This is a genomic window from Serratia sp. CY27727 (assembly GCF_052169275.1).
In the GTDB taxonomy this organism is placed as follows: Bacteria; Pseudomonadota; Gammaproteobacteria; order Enterobacterales; family Enterobacteriaceae; genus Serratia; species Serratia sarumanii.
In genome coordinates, this window is record NZ_JBJNLB010000002.1 from 692,824 (window position 1) to 704,822 (window position 11,999).

At 55.1% G+C, this 11,999-nt stretch carries 14 protein-coding genes and 1 pseudogene; 2 read left to right on the forward strand and 13 right to left on the reverse strand.

Annotated features, from left to right (window positions below; all coding sequences use genetic code 11):
* The first annotated feature begins 50 nt into the window (after positions 1 to 50).
* Together ACJ8HB_RS08205 and ACJ8HB_RS08210 are read left to right on the forward strand one after the other, a co-directional pair.
* The gene (locus tag ACJ8HB_RS08205) at positions 51 to 1,772 is read left to right on the forward strand and encodes a terminase large subunit domain-containing protein (RefSeq protein WP_094859923.1); all 1,722 of its coding nucleotides are present in this window, start codon (positions 51 to 53) and stop codon (positions 1,770 to 1,772) included.
* 1 nt (position 1,773) lies between these two features.
* Entirely contained in the window at positions 1,774 to 2,829 is a 1,056-nt protein-coding gene (locus ACJ8HB_RS08210) for a phage portal protein (RefSeq protein WP_094859922.1), read from the forward strand.
* Positions 2,830 to 3,663: 834 nt separating this feature from the next.
* Here the strand turns inward: ACJ8HB_RS08210 and ACJ8HB_RS08215 are convergent.
* The 13 genes and pseudogenes from ACJ8HB_RS08215 to ACJ8HB_RS08275 all read right to left on the reverse strand — a co-directional run bounded on the left by ACJ8HB_RS08215 (position 3,664) and on the right by ACJ8HB_RS08275 (position 11,940).
* Positions 3,664 to 4,029 (reverse strand): type II toxin-antitoxin system HicB family antitoxin, encoded by a 366-nt coding sequence (locus tag ACJ8HB_RS08215; RefSeq protein ID WP_075206973.1) that lies wholly within the window; start codon positions 4,027 to 4,029, stop codon positions 3,664 to 3,666.
* Positions 4,026 to 4,301, reverse strand: coding sequence for a type II toxin-antitoxin system HicA family toxin (locus ACJ8HB_RS08220; RefSeq protein ID WP_049197967.1), 276 nt, complete (start codon positions 4,299 to 4,301; stop codon positions 4,026 to 4,028). Before ACJ8HB_RS08220 ends, ACJ8HB_RS08215 begins: the two co-directional genes overlap by 4 nt.
* A 92-nt stretch (positions 4,302 to 4,393) precedes the next feature.
* Positions 4,394 to 4,567 (reverse strand): annotated as a pseudogene (locus ACJ8HB_RS08225) (ClpX C4-type zinc finger protein); the annotation flags it as partial.
* Between the two features lie 192 nt (positions 4,568 to 4,759).
* Complete coding sequence (locus ACJ8HB_RS08230; RefSeq protein WP_094859921.1) at positions 4,760 to 5,455, reverse strand: DNA adenine methylase; 696 nt, start codon at positions 5,453 to 5,455, stop codon at positions 4,760 to 4,762.
* Positions 5,456 to 5,575: 120 nt separating this feature from the next.
* Positions 5,576 to 8,116, reverse strand: a complete 2,541-nt coding sequence (locus ACJ8HB_RS08235; protein WP_141240917.1) for a replication endonuclease — start codon at positions 8,114 to 8,116, stop codon at positions 5,576 to 5,578.
* Entirely contained in the window at positions 8,113 to 8,514 is a 402-nt protein-coding gene (locus ACJ8HB_RS08240) for a hypothetical protein (RefSeq protein WP_094859919.1), read from the reverse strand. Before ACJ8HB_RS08240 ends, ACJ8HB_RS08235 begins: the two co-directional genes overlap by 4 nt.
* A complete protein-coding gene (locus ACJ8HB_RS08245; RefSeq protein ID WP_239505020.1) occupies positions 8,508 to 8,768 on the reverse strand; it encodes a DUF3850 domain-containing protein in 261 nt (86 codons plus the stop codon). Before ACJ8HB_RS08245 ends, ACJ8HB_RS08240 begins: the two co-directional genes overlap by 7 nt.
* Positions 8,765 to 9,586 carry a Dam family site-specific DNA-(adenine-N6)-methyltransferase gene (locus tag ACJ8HB_RS08250; protein WP_094859917.1) on the reverse strand — a complete coding sequence of 274 codons (822 nt, stop codon included), beginning with the start codon at positions 9,584 to 9,586 and terminating at the stop codon, positions 8,765 to 8,767. Before ACJ8HB_RS08250 ends, ACJ8HB_RS08245 begins: the two co-directional genes overlap by 4 nt.
* The gene (locus tag ACJ8HB_RS08255) at positions 9,583 to 10,431 is read right to left on the reverse strand and encodes a 3'-5' exonuclease (protein WP_094859916.1); all 849 of its coding nucleotides are present in this window, start codon (positions 10,429 to 10,431) and stop codon (positions 9,583 to 9,585) included. Before ACJ8HB_RS08255 ends, ACJ8HB_RS08250 begins: the two co-directional genes overlap by 4 nt.
* 3 nt (positions 10,432 to 10,434) lie before the next feature.
* Positions 10,435 to 10,653: a TraR/DksA family transcriptional regulator gene (locus ACJ8HB_RS08260; RefSeq protein WP_094859915.1), complete on the reverse strand. Its 219-nt coding sequence runs from the start codon at positions 10,651 to 10,653 to the stop codon at positions 10,435 to 10,437.
* Positions 10,646 to 11,200: a hypothetical protein gene (locus ACJ8HB_RS08265; RefSeq protein ID WP_143128925.1), complete on the reverse strand. Its 555-nt coding sequence runs from the start codon at positions 11,198 to 11,200 to the stop codon at positions 10,646 to 10,648. The genes ACJ8HB_RS08260 and ACJ8HB_RS08265 overlap by 8 nt, the downstream gene beginning before the upstream one ends.
* Positions 11,201 to 11,359: 159 nt before the next feature.
* Positions 11,360 to 11,557, reverse strand: coding sequence for a hypothetical protein (locus ACJ8HB_RS08270; RefSeq protein ID WP_033640694.1), 198 nt, complete (start codon positions 11,555 to 11,557; stop codon positions 11,360 to 11,362).
* A 74-nt stretch (positions 11,558 to 11,631) separates the two neighbouring features.
* Positions 11,632 to 11,940: a hypothetical protein gene (locus tag ACJ8HB_RS08275; protein ID WP_049300605.1), complete on the reverse strand. Its 309-nt coding sequence runs from the start codon at positions 11,938 to 11,940 to the stop codon at positions 11,632 to 11,634.
* Positions 11,941 to 11,999 lie beyond the last annotated feature (59 nt).

Consider the following 11,999-nt stretch of genomic DNA (forward strand, 5'->3'; position numbering starts at 1 on the left):
AAGCCCGCGCGTGCGCGGGTTAACCTCCCTGGCAGGACATGGGGGAGACAATGACGGTTCAGGAAACATTCACTAGGCACCGCGCACGACAGCTTTACTGGCAGGGCTACCCGCCGGCGGAAATCGCGCGCCTGATGGGTATCAACCAGAACACGGTTTACGCCTGGAAGAAGCGCGACGAATGGGATGAAACACCACCGATCCAGCGCGTCACCACCTCGATTGATGCGCGCCTGGTGCAGCTGACCGGCAAGGAAAAAAAGAGCGGCGGCGACTTCAAGGAAATCGACCTGCTGACGCGCCAGCTGAAGAAGCTGGACAACGGCACGCCGGCCACCCAGCCGAAAAAGAAGGTGCGCAAGAAGCAAAACTTCTTCTCTGAGTCGCAGATCGCGCAGCTGCGGCAGAGCATTCTGGGGTCGCTGCACTGGCATCAACGGGGCTGGTATGACAATAACCACCACCGCAACCGGGCGATCCTTAAATCTCGTCAGGTGGGGGCGACATGGTATTTTGCGCGCGAGGCGCTGCTCCGCGCGTTATCTGATGATGTGAAAGAGACCTACCAACGCAATCAGATCTTCTTATCGGCCAGCCGCCGGCAGGCGTACCAGTTCCGCAACTTCATTCGTTCCGCTGCGGCGGAGGTCGACGTCGAGCTGAAAGGCGGCGACATGATCCAACTGTTCAACGGTGCCGAGCTGCATTTTCTCGGCACGTCGGCAGCAACGGCACAGTCCTACACCGGAAACCTCTATTTCGATGAATTTTTCTGGGTGGGTCAGTTCGCCAACCTGAAGAAGGTAGCAGGCGCCATGGCGACGCTGAAAGGGCTGACGCGTACCTACTTCTCCACGCCGTCGGCGGAAAGCCATGAAGCGTATCCGTTCTGGACAGGGGAGGCATTCAACAAGGGGCGCGCCAGCAATAGTCGCGTGGAGTTCGACACGTCCTGGAAGACGCTGAACAGCGGGCTGATGTGCCCCGACAAAGTCTGGCGCCAGATCGTCACGCTACAGGACGCCATCGATCACGGCTGGGATTTTACCGATCTCGATGAAATTCACGACGAGAACAGCCCGGAGGAATACAACCAACTTTACGGCTGCCAATTCATCCGCGACGGTGAAGCGGCCTTTGACTACAACATGCTGTTGACCTGTGCCGCTGATAGTTATGACGACTGGCTTGACTGGAAACCCTACGCCATGCGGCCGTTGGCCGACCGGCCGGTTTGGATTGGTTATGACCCTAACGGCGCCAGCGGGAAGGGTGATAGCGGGGGCATCTCCGTCAACGCCGTGCCGCTGGTCGCCGGTGGCAAGTTCCGCACCATCGAGACGCAGCGCATTCGCGGCATGGAGTTCGAGGCGCAGGCCAATCTGATCATTGGCATGCTGGATCGCTATAACGTGCAGCATATCGGCATTGACGGGCAGGGGATTGGTGAGGCGGTCTGGCAATTGGTGAAGAAGCGGTTTCCGGCGGCGGTCTGCTACCAGTTCAACCCGGCCAGCAAGCGCATGCTGGTATTGAAGATGCTTCAACTCGTTCGGGGTGGTCGCTGGGAGTTCGACAGGGGAGAACGTGATCTGCTCACGGCCTTTAGTGCAGTGCGTAAGGTGGTAACACCTGGCGGGGTTATCACCTATGACACCGACCGCAGCCGCGGCGTCAGCCATGGCGACCTTGCCTGGGCGACGATGCTGGCCATTATCAACGAGCCGCTGGGACAAGATGGCGGCAGCACTATGACGGTTATGGAGTATTAACGTGAGTAAACGAAAAACAGCGCGGCAGCGCCAGCAGCCCGCAGCAGACACGCAGCTTGATCTGGCGACCGAGCTGCAAAAACTCCCTGGCCTGAGTACCTTCTCATTCGACGGCCCCTGGCCGGTCAGCTCGTCCTACGATCTGCTCGACTCGATGTACTGCGCCGACAACGGCCGCTACTACGACACGCCGATCAGCTGGTACGGTCTGGCGCGCCAGTTCGGCCACGCCAGCTGGCACCAGTCGGCGCTGATATTCAAGCGTAACGTGCTGGCCGGTTGTTTCACCCCGCACAAGCTGCTGTCGCGCCAGGCGTTCTCGGCCTTCGCCATGGATTGGGTGGTGTTCGGCAATGCCTACCTGGAGCTGCGCCGTAACGTGTTAGGCGGGCCGTTGGCACTGCACCATACGCTGGCGAAGTACACCCGCCGCGGCTCTGACCTGGATACTTACTGGTTTATCCAGGCGGGGCTTGATGATTATCAGTTTCCAACCGGCGCTGTCTGCCATGTGATCAACCCGGACATTCACCAGGAGATCTACGGCATGCCGGAATACTTCGCGGGCCTGCTGTCCGCGAACCTTTCGCACTCGGCCGACACGTTCCGCAAGCTGTACTACGACAACGGCAGCCATGCCGGCTGCATCGTCTACGTCAACAGCGCGATCGCCGATCAGGAGAGCCTCGACAAGCTCAAGAAGACACTGACTGACACGCGCCGCGGCGGGGCATTCAAAAACATCCTGCTGCACGCGCCTAACGGCGGTAAGGACTCGGTGCAGATCCTGCCGTTCAGCCAGATCTCAGCCAAAGATGAATTCCTGGGCGTCAAGTCCGCCACGCGTGACGATATCCTCGCCGCGCACCGCGTACCGCCACAGCTGATGGGCGCCATGCCGGAAGGTAACGGCACCTTCGGCGACGTGGAGAAGGCGGCGCGGGTGTTCGCCATCAACGAGCTGACGCCCATCATGGAAGCCATGAAGCACGTCAACGACTGGATGGGGGAGGAGGTGATCCGCTTTAACCCGTATGCGCTGCTCGACGTAGAATAACCCCGGCGCTGTAGCACGGCCGCCGCTGTCTATGGCGGCCATCCCCCGACAAGTAGCCCCATCACGCGCTACGCCCATCACTTCGAACCGCTCCCCACCGCCAGCCGCGCTATGCGGGCCGCTGGCGCGTTAACGCCTGCTCATCACCTCAATAGCACCACGACGGCGAGAGCCTCACAGTGGCCCATTCAGGCAACATACGCCCCCCTTCCCATACCCCAAAGCGCGCGCTTGCTCCCCCGCCTCGCCTGCGCGCCTCACACCCTCTTTTTTGTGCAAGATCCAAAGTAGATCGAACCCGCGCCAGTACTGGCACAAGTTCGCAATAGGGTAGATCGAATTTTTGTGCAAAATTGTGCGCAACTTTGCAGTTAACTGGATTAAAAAAAAGACCGTCAATTGTGTTATCGATTAACACTATTGGCGGTCTTTATTATATTTTCACTGTTGCCTAAACCAGTTCCACTCAGCATGGAGCCAAATGACAATCATCACGCAGCTTGATATGAACATAATATCAGGCCATTTAGTGAATCCTGTCGAGACTGAGGCAACGGATATTACGCCGGCTAAACGTGTAAACCATCTGCTGTGTATCATAATTTAAAAATTGCATTCCATGTATTGAAAAGCTCACTGTTAATGAGCTTTGTCCTATAGCTTCTTCTCTAGCATCCTGTAAACGTTAACATGCCAAGTTAGATGAGTGAATTCAAATGCACATTTTCCGATTTACTTTTGCTTTGTTGGTCATATTTGGCCACTTACTGTTACTTTTTTGTCACTTCAAATAGCTGACGCTCAGGGACGAGCATACGCTGCATAATTCAAAACTCATGCATGTTTCATGCGTTCATTGAGGGTTTCAACGATGAAAGCATTGACCGAAACCTCATGTTCTGCCGCGGCCTGATTCAGCCGTTCGCCGAACGATTCTGGGTAGCGCAAGGTGAACGTCTTGATTTTCTCCTGGCGTGCGTATGGCTCGATGCCGGCGGCGCTGCAATCGTCCAGATATTCGCGTAAAGAGATCTCGCCCTCTTTTTTCAGCCCCTGGATGCTGTCGGAAACGAAATCGCAGTAACCGGACAGGCCGAGGAATTTACCTCGGAACGCGCCCAGCTCAGGAACAAAGCTGATTACCGCCGGTTGCCCGGCGATCTCCATGGTGTTTGGGGTTGCTGCTGTTGTCTTCGTCATGGCTTAACTCCTATGCTTTCCAGCCATTCGCGGAGGTTGACCACCGCGCCTTTGTCCGTGTCCGGCGATGGGTGGGGGCGGTGAAAGTTGGCGATGCTGCCATTAAGCAGGAACTTGCAACGTGAACCGCGGCCCTCTTTGACTTCGCCACCCAGCGCTTTTATCAGTGATTCCACATCTGACCATTTGATCCCGGAGAGAACAGGCGTTTTAAATATCTGTTCTAACGTGTTTTTTTGTCTCTTCCTTAACGCTGAAACTTGTTCTTTCATGTCGCAGTCCGTGAAGTCACTTTATGAAGTCATTTTGATGATTTGATATTGTGAAGTCAAGTTGTGAAGTCATTTTATTAGCTTGTTCTAAAATCACTGATGATATCCTCGCAAAGATCGACACATTCATTGCAGATGTATACCCGCGGGCCAGCTATCATCCTGTTAACTTGATGATTACTTTTTCCACAAAAGCTGCAAAAGTACTCTTTGATTTCACCGGTTTCTGATGGTGCAGGGGATTGGCGTTGCTCTTTTTCTCCCATTCCTTCAAATAGTTCGTGATTTTTCCTCACGATGCGGGCACACCCAACTAATTCATCTGCGGTGATGTTCGCGGTCAGCATGACGTTTTGTAGGCGGCTGGTGATACCGGCCATCTTTTTGGCGTGGTCGCTGTGATGATCTGGTTCTGGAATGTGGTGACGGTGTAGTTCATGTGGCATAAATCCCCCTTATTACGGTTCTTGATGCGTTTCTAATAATGCGGCCATGATCGCTGCGCGCTCGGCAGCAGGCAGGGCGCTGTAGTTTCGCGCCCAGCGTTCCGCCTTACGCTTGATTCGTTGGCGATCGATGTAGTTCGCGCCGGCAAAGGCGTGGCTGTAGGCGTTCCCTTCGGCAAAGTTCATCCATAGCTGCTCGGTGCGCGGGCCGCCGCGAGTCATCACTTGAAATTGGATGCTGCGCCAGTCGCCGAGCAACTCGTCATAGAGCGCGGACGGATAGCCGGAGATCATGACGTTGGCGGGCACGTTGCGCAGCACGTCGATCATGCGGTGGTGATCGTCGACGGTGTACTCGTAACGATACCGCGCGCGGCTGGTGCGGGTTTCTGGGAGATAGGGCGGGTCGACGTATATCAGCGTGCGGCCGTATTTTTCAAAAGGAACGGCGCGCAGCAACTTAACCGCGTCGCCGATCTCAATCATAAGGTGATCGGCCTGTTCATCCAGATAGTCCGGGTTTCCCTGGCAAAATGCTTCAACGGTTTCCGGATCGATATCCCACCCGATCGTGCGGGCCGCCGGCGGTTTACGTAACATGATGGTGCCGCCGCCGAGGTGCGTTTCGATGTAAGTATCATGCGGCGGCATTTGGCTGATGATCGCCTGGTATGCTCCGCTCGCCGCCTTGCTCCCCAAATATCCCATTTGTCGGTACCTCATAGTTGTTAATGACGGTGCTGCAGCGCAGCTGTTTTTGTCTATGCCGCGTTATGGCCAGAACAGACAAATTCGTCTGTGCTCTCAGGCCTACATCGTCGGCTATGGCTATGAAATGCGGCGCAGCCGCTCGACGCGCGCCAGCAATTCCAGCGATTTGTGAAGATGATCCGGCTGGAGCGCCGACAAACTGCCATCGTGATTTGCGCGATAACGCTGTCCGGCCACGTTTAGCGTGGCGCCGTCAGCCAGGCTGAACGCCTCGCGCGTGGTTAACTCGATGCCAATACTGGATGCGGATTCGGCTATCAGTGCCGCGCGTGGTGCCAGCTGCTCTCGCCGCTTCTGCCGCTGCTCTTTTTGGCGGTGTAAATCATCCTCTGCGCGCAGTTCTTCAGCTGATAACGGCGCTTTCTCCGACGGTGGGCCACTGTCCGGATCGTTTTTCAGTCGCCGGAGCAGTGCCCGCCGTTCTTTGCGGTCGAGGTTTTCAAAATCTATTGGCGCGTCAGCTGGCACAGTCGGCGCTGGCTGTACTCGATGCATTTCACTCGTGGATAAACTGCCGCCGTTTTTGCTCGGTTCTTGCTCAGGCGGACAGTTATTGCCACGAGTCCAAGGGGCGGCGGCTGCGCCGCCACCCTCAACGTCAACCCCCTGGCGCGCGGCTTCGCCACTCGCCGGTTTACGTTTGCGCTTCAGTGTCCAGGTGTCGGGGTGGGTGCAAATACGCGACGCCTCACCGAGCATTGGTGACCAGACGCCGAAGATCTGAATACCGAGTTCGCCGTAATCGTTGGGCTTTTCCGCCTGGAGGTAGGCGGTGTGGACGATGTGATCGCTGCGCGGAGTCAATACGCCGCCTTGCTTCAAGATGTACGTTGCGATGCAGCCGGCATCGGCGGCATTCATCACGTCATCCATGGCTTTATCGCTCAGTCGCTGGGTTTTCTTGGCGTCGATACCCTGCCGATCAAGCTGGGTCGCCAGCCGGCGCAACTCGCGGTAAACCTGGCGTGATGGGATGCCGAAAAACTGAAATTGGTGCACGCGGTGCAGACTGGCCCAGCCGAGCGCATGCTCTACCGTGTCGGCCATGCTTTTGCCGCTTTCGTGGTCGACCGGCGGCTCACCGGTATCTTTGTTCGCTTTACGCAATGGCTCGGCGTCCAAGTTCTTACCGATATAGGTCGCGATGTAGCTGATCGGCGATCCCTTTTCCGCAGTGATCAGTTCGGTCTTGAAGCGCGGTGTTATGTCGTCGCCAAGCTCGGCGCGATCGTCGCGAATGGCGAACTCTTGCAGGATGCTGACAATGTCGTCGCGGTCATCTGGACGGCAAAAAACCATCATGTGCCAGTGGACGGTGCCGTCGTGATGCGGCTCGGCGACGCGAATACCGTACCAGCGCAGCCCCTGACGGTTCAGCTTTTTGCGGACGCTGGCAAAGAATCGGTTAACCAAATAATCGTTACTGTCACGAACGGTTTTCGTTGCCCATTTGGGGTTTAACCGCCCGTCGATCATGGTGGCGTGAAAACGTGACGGGGTGGTTATCGTGCACCAGACTGCGCAATCGCCGCGCATCTCGGCAATATCTTGCATGCCTTTGACCGTGGTCATCATCTCTATGCGGCGGTGGCGTGGATTGCTGGGCCCGGCGTAATAGGCATCTTCAAGATCGATGGAAAAGCCGTCTTCGTTGGTGAGCTCGAAGGCTTTCAGAAATTCACGGGTGCGGCGGCGTTGCTCGCGAAAGTGTGTCAGCGCGTCGGCGCTGATGTAGGCGGAATCCTGCTTACGTACCAGACCGGCGGCGCGCAACAGCTCTTCGCGCCAGCGGGAACGTAGCGCCCACAAATTGGTAAACCACCAGTTCGCGCAGCACATTCTGGCTATAGCGCCGGGGATTTTGTCGTAAGGCGGTTCGCCGCGGCGGCGCAGATAAGGGTTCAGCGAATGCCAGCAGGGCGGCGTCACGTTGAAGCGTTCGGCCTCAGTACCCAGCGACACGTAAACGCGCAGGATTTCGTTTGGCGTGGCGTCAGAGTGAAGTCTGTTTGTGTATTGCTGGTCGAGCAGCGTTTCAAAGTGGGCTGCGGTGAAGGTTGCCAGCAATTTTACCGCGCGCTTGTCCAGCTCAGGCAGGCGCAGCAGATCGTCTAGCCGCTCACGGCGGGCAACCAGCTGCAGGCCAAAAGTGAGCTGTTTGGCCTGCATCTTCTCGACGCGGGCCAGTATTGTCTTGACCGTCCGCAAGATGTAATTGCGGGAGAGTTTCTCACCGTTGCCTTTCTTGCTCTTACGAATGGCACTGATGCGCGCCAGCAGCGGCGAGCGAATAAAATCGGGCTGCGCCATCAGTGCGCCAAGTACCAACTGAATCTTGCCTTCACCGCGGCGCTGTTCCGCCAGAATGGAAAGTTGCGAATCACGATCACGCTCTTGATCCGCAGTGACCTCAAGCCAACGTTGCCGGCGCCGTTGCGCGTCGGTGAGTTTCAGCTCTTTTTCAGCGTCTTCGGTGTACGGGTTGATCCCCTGCTTCGGCGCGTTCCAGGGATAGGGCCAGTCAAAAGCAACTGCGCCGCGTCCCGGATAGGGGCGCGGCGGTGATGGCTGGTATCTTCCGCGGGCTGGTTTACTCACGCCCACGGCCACTCGTCAAAGTAAAACCACGGCGAGTAACGCAACTTACGCGGGCCGTTTTCGGCAGACAGCAGCGTTAAAGCGCCAGTATCTGGATCGCGCCAAAATACGCACTCAACTGACTTTCCTGCACCGCTGGCAGGGTCATAACCGACCATCCTGTCCATAAGATGCTGCTTTCTTCTGGTATGAAGAAGTCGCAGCGTCGCGCCTGCGGAAAGCTTGAACGCTGCGCGGATCAGCTCCTGTTGGTTGGCTGCGTAGGTTTTCCCGCAACGGCGGCCGCCCCAGACGAAGGCACGCACTCGATTGAGATGCGCCAACACATGAAGATCTTGAATGTTATTGTGCCGTGGATAGAGAGCAGCAATCGAGGTTGCGATATATGTCTTCAGCATTTGAAAGGCCCCCGCTCGATACTCAGCATCACGTAACCCGGCGCCCATTCGGCCAGGTCGGTGATGTGGGTGATACGCACCCAGATGTGCTCGCCGGTAAACCCTTCCAGGTGACCAAACTTTGTATAGCCGTTCAGACTCAGCAGATCGCCGACGGCAAAGTCACGGTCGTTAATACGGAATTCGGCTCTTTTCGCGCCACAGTTGACGGCGGCGAGGTGTTCAGGGTGGATCTTCAGGTGGTGTTTTTTCACGATGCCGCCCTCATTGTTGCGATGATCTCGCCGGCGGTTGCGCGGCTGGCAGCTTTGGCGCTGACAGAGCGGCGGGCGGTGATCGAGGTGATAGCGAAATCTGAGTACAGCGCTTTGGCTGCGTCCGTCTCGCTGTTCGAGGCCACAACGTGGCGGCCCAGCTTGGCGGCGATACGTAGCATGCGCGCCAGCTTGCGCTGCTGCTCGCTGGTAAAGCCGTCAGTGTGATAGCTTGTAAAGCTGGCGGTGGCGCTGGCTGGGATGTACGGCGGATCGCAATAAATCACGTCGCCGGCCTGGGCCATCCTGATCGCCTCTGGGAAGCTGCAGCACAGGAAAATAGCTTTCTTGGCCTGCGCCTTTTCTGCGAAGGCTCTGATCTCGTCTTCTGGGAAATAGGGCGCCTTTCGATGACCGAACGGCGAATTAAACTCGCCGCTCAGGTTGTAACGGCAAACGCCGTTGAAGGTGTGACGGTTCAGGTAAAGGAACTGCGCCGCACGGTAGATGAAATTGCTGTCACAGCGCAGATTGAAGTCAGCGCGCACGCCGTAATAGCCCTCCTGATCCGGGTGTGCGTTGAACAGATGGCGCGCTTCGCGGATCAGCACCTCGGGATGGTTTTTGGCGACGTTGTGGAAGTTGATCAGATCGCTGTTGATATCGCACAGCAGATAATTGTCATAGTCGGTATTGAGGAAAACAGCGCCGGAGCCGACGAACGGCTCAACCAGGCGCTTACCTTCCGGCAGGTGTTGGCGCAGAGTGTCGATAATGCGGGCTTTGCTGCCGAGCCACTTTAACGCTGAGCGGTTCATGCGTCACCGCCTGTAACAGCGACATCAGCTACTGCGAACCCTTTCAGCTCATTCCCATCATAAACTGCTGCTATCACTTCGGGAGCGATCAGCGCATTGATGATGCCTATCATGCCGATGATGTAGGCGCTGTCGTTAATACCCACGGTTGCAGCTGTTTCATGGGCGAATTTTTCCGAGCATTCAACGCGATGATCCACCAGTGCGGTTATCGCGTCTGGGTCAGTAACAAATAGCCGATGAAGAATGTCGACAGCCGCTTGCGCGCTCAGCCCCTGCGGTGCGTAACGAGAACCACTGCCCGCCATTGCTTTGATAACGCCGAGCGTGGTCAGGCAATCAGATAGTGCCCGGTGCGGAGTCCCTTCGATAACAACTCCTTGCTGATCAGCAGCGGCAAGAAGCTTTTGCCATTTGTAGCTGCCTCGGTCGCTTTTCTGGCCGTAAAACTCGGCGTACTCATGCATGGCACATACGATCTGTGGCATTACGCTAATTTTCGGCGTTACCTTCCAGATGCGATCTGTCTGCTCAAGCAAACGGAGGTCATACTCAGCATTGTAAATCGCAATCGTTTTTCCACTGATTAAGCTGCACAGCTGAGGGTTGACCTCCGGCCATGTTGGGGCATCTTTTACCATTTCATCAGTGATTCCATGGATTGCGGTAGCTTCTGCCGGAATAGGTTTTGATGGCTTGACCAGCGTGTTCAGCAGCACCTTGCCAGTGGCGTCAATTACGGCTATCTCGATGATCTCGGCTTTATCATCGAGGCCAGTGGTTTCTGTATCCAAAACCAGACAATTTCTATTCAAACATTGCTGTGCTTGCTGTTGTGGTGTCATGACTTACCCCTTGATATGCCGTGCTTTGGCTTCGTGGATTTCCTGGCAGGTAACGCAGCGCGTTACACCATGGACGAGGGCGCGGCGCGCTTCAGGTATCGTCGCGTCACAGGTTTCACAGGTGAAAGCAGAAGGCCCGCATTGCTGCGGGCGGGCGTTGGTGATTTGAGACTCAAGAATCAGCTGGTGCCGTTCTTGCGCCATATCGATCTGATCAGCCATTGCGAGATGCTCCGGCTATGGTTTCGCGATCGTAGTAGGAGCAAGGAATATTCATCAGCACTTTTACCGCTACGGCACCGAGCTGCGCTGCGGTTCTGCGAATATACTCAAGCGAACCACGGTGTAAAATGTGGCTGTCGATTGCTGCTTTTAATTCTGCCGCTTTATTATCAACAACCCAGCTCGCCTCTTCAGGAGCATTCATTTGTCTTGGCAGGCTTTCTATTTCCTCAATAATTTGCTTAATAGCTTCAGTTTTCAGCGGTTCATTAGGTAACGCCCATTCACCGACAAACAGTGTCTTTTGATCGCTTAAACCTGCTGCAAATGCCGCCTTAAACTTGCTAATGGCAGCTTCATCTATGTCTTTGCAATTAATTACTAACTTCAGTTCATTTGCGGCTTCATTTTTTTCCAAGTCTTCAATAAAACTTATTGAGGATTGAAGTTCACAAATTAAAGCACCGCGCACGTCACTTGGTGCATTGGCATAAATAAAGCCAATTGCACGATTTATAGCGTTCATTGCGTCTTGTTTGTTAGCCATCATTTTCACCGTTAATTGATTAATCGTAATTACGTTGTTCAGGCTGCAAACACTGCCGATTGAAGGCGCGGCAGAATTTGCAATAGCGGTAGGCAACCCAGCCAACCAGCCCAAACGCGACAACCGCCCAAACGGCGGCGAGAGTGAAGCAGAAAGCCATCATTGGGGCTTCTCCACTTTTGGTGCGTCGGTAGACCGTCGGATGTTGATCCAGTCCTTCAACGTGCTTAATACCTGATCGCGGGTGAAGTTATCCGCAGCCAGTCGGTCAAGTTTGCTTTCCAACAGCTCAAGCAGTTGCAGCCGCTCAGAGCGGCGGGCATTCATAAACGCTTTGTGTAATTCGTCGTCTTGCATATCCCCCTCCTGATTTCAGGGTGTAAGAAACCCGCCACCATGAAGGCGGCATTATTTTTAACAACGCTATTTAATTAATCGCAGTCAGTAATATTTATTAATGACGGGATATCGCGATTTAACTTTTGCAGAAGTTTTATCCCTCGAAAAACGGCTCGCCTTTCTGCGTAACTCATTTCCTCGAACTTCATTTCGATGTGCCTAGCCGTTAACTTTGTGCGGCTGTCAATATTGCCTAATGTGCAAATGGCTTTTTTTTCACTCGCCATCAGCTTGTTATAAAAACAGGCAGTGTGATTTTTGTTTTTAGCGCGCGCCAGTAATGACTTGGCATTATTGACGAAACACTCAACGGATTTTATTTGCTCAACTGTCATGCTCATAAAAGCCTCCACACTATTGCCTATCTGAGAGCACACCCCGCGACGCCCATCGCCACACA

Coding starts and splice junctions, on each gene's coding strand:
- ACJ8HB_RS08205 (WP_094859923.1), top strand. CDS start 51: ATGACGGTTCAGGAAACATTCACTAGGCACCGCGCACGACAGCTTTAC.
- ACJ8HB_RS08215 (WP_075206973.1), bottom strand. CDS start 4,029: ATGACGAAGACAACAGCAGCAACCCCAAACACCATGGAGATCGCCGGG.
- ACJ8HB_RS08220 (WP_049197967.1), bottom strand. CDS start 4,301: ATGAAAGAACAAGTTTCAGCGTTAAGGAAGAGACAAAAAAACACGTTA.
- ACJ8HB_RS08230 (WP_094859921.1), bottom strand. CDS start 5,455: ATGGGATATTTGGGGAGCAAGGCGGCGAGCGGAGCATACCAGGCGATC.
- ACJ8HB_RS08240 (WP_094859919.1), bottom strand. CDS start 8,514: ATGCTGAAGACATATATCGCAACCTCGATTGCTGCTCTCTATCCACGG.
- ACJ8HB_RS08250 (WP_094859917.1), bottom strand. CDS start 9,586: ATGAACCGCTCAGCGTTAAAGTGGCTCGGCAGCAAAGCCCGCATTATC.
- ACJ8HB_RS08255 (WP_094859916.1), bottom strand. CDS start 10,431: ATGACACCACAACAGCAAGCACAGCAATGTTTGAATAGAAATTGTCTG.
- ACJ8HB_RS08260 (WP_094859915.1), bottom strand. CDS start 10,653: ATGGCTGATCAGATCGATATGGCGCAAGAACGGCACCAGCTGATTCTT.
- ACJ8HB_RS08265 (WP_143128925.1), bottom strand. CDS start 11,200: ATGGCTAACAAACAAGACGCAATGAACGCTATAAATCGTGCAATTGGC.
- ACJ8HB_RS08270 (WP_033640694.1), bottom strand. CDS start 11,557: ATGCAAGACGACGAATTACACAAAGCGTTTATGAATGCCCGCCGCTCT.
- ACJ8HB_RS08275 (WP_049300605.1), bottom strand. CDS start 11,940: ATGAGCATGACAGTTGAGCAAATAAAATCCGTTGAGTGTTTCGTCAAT.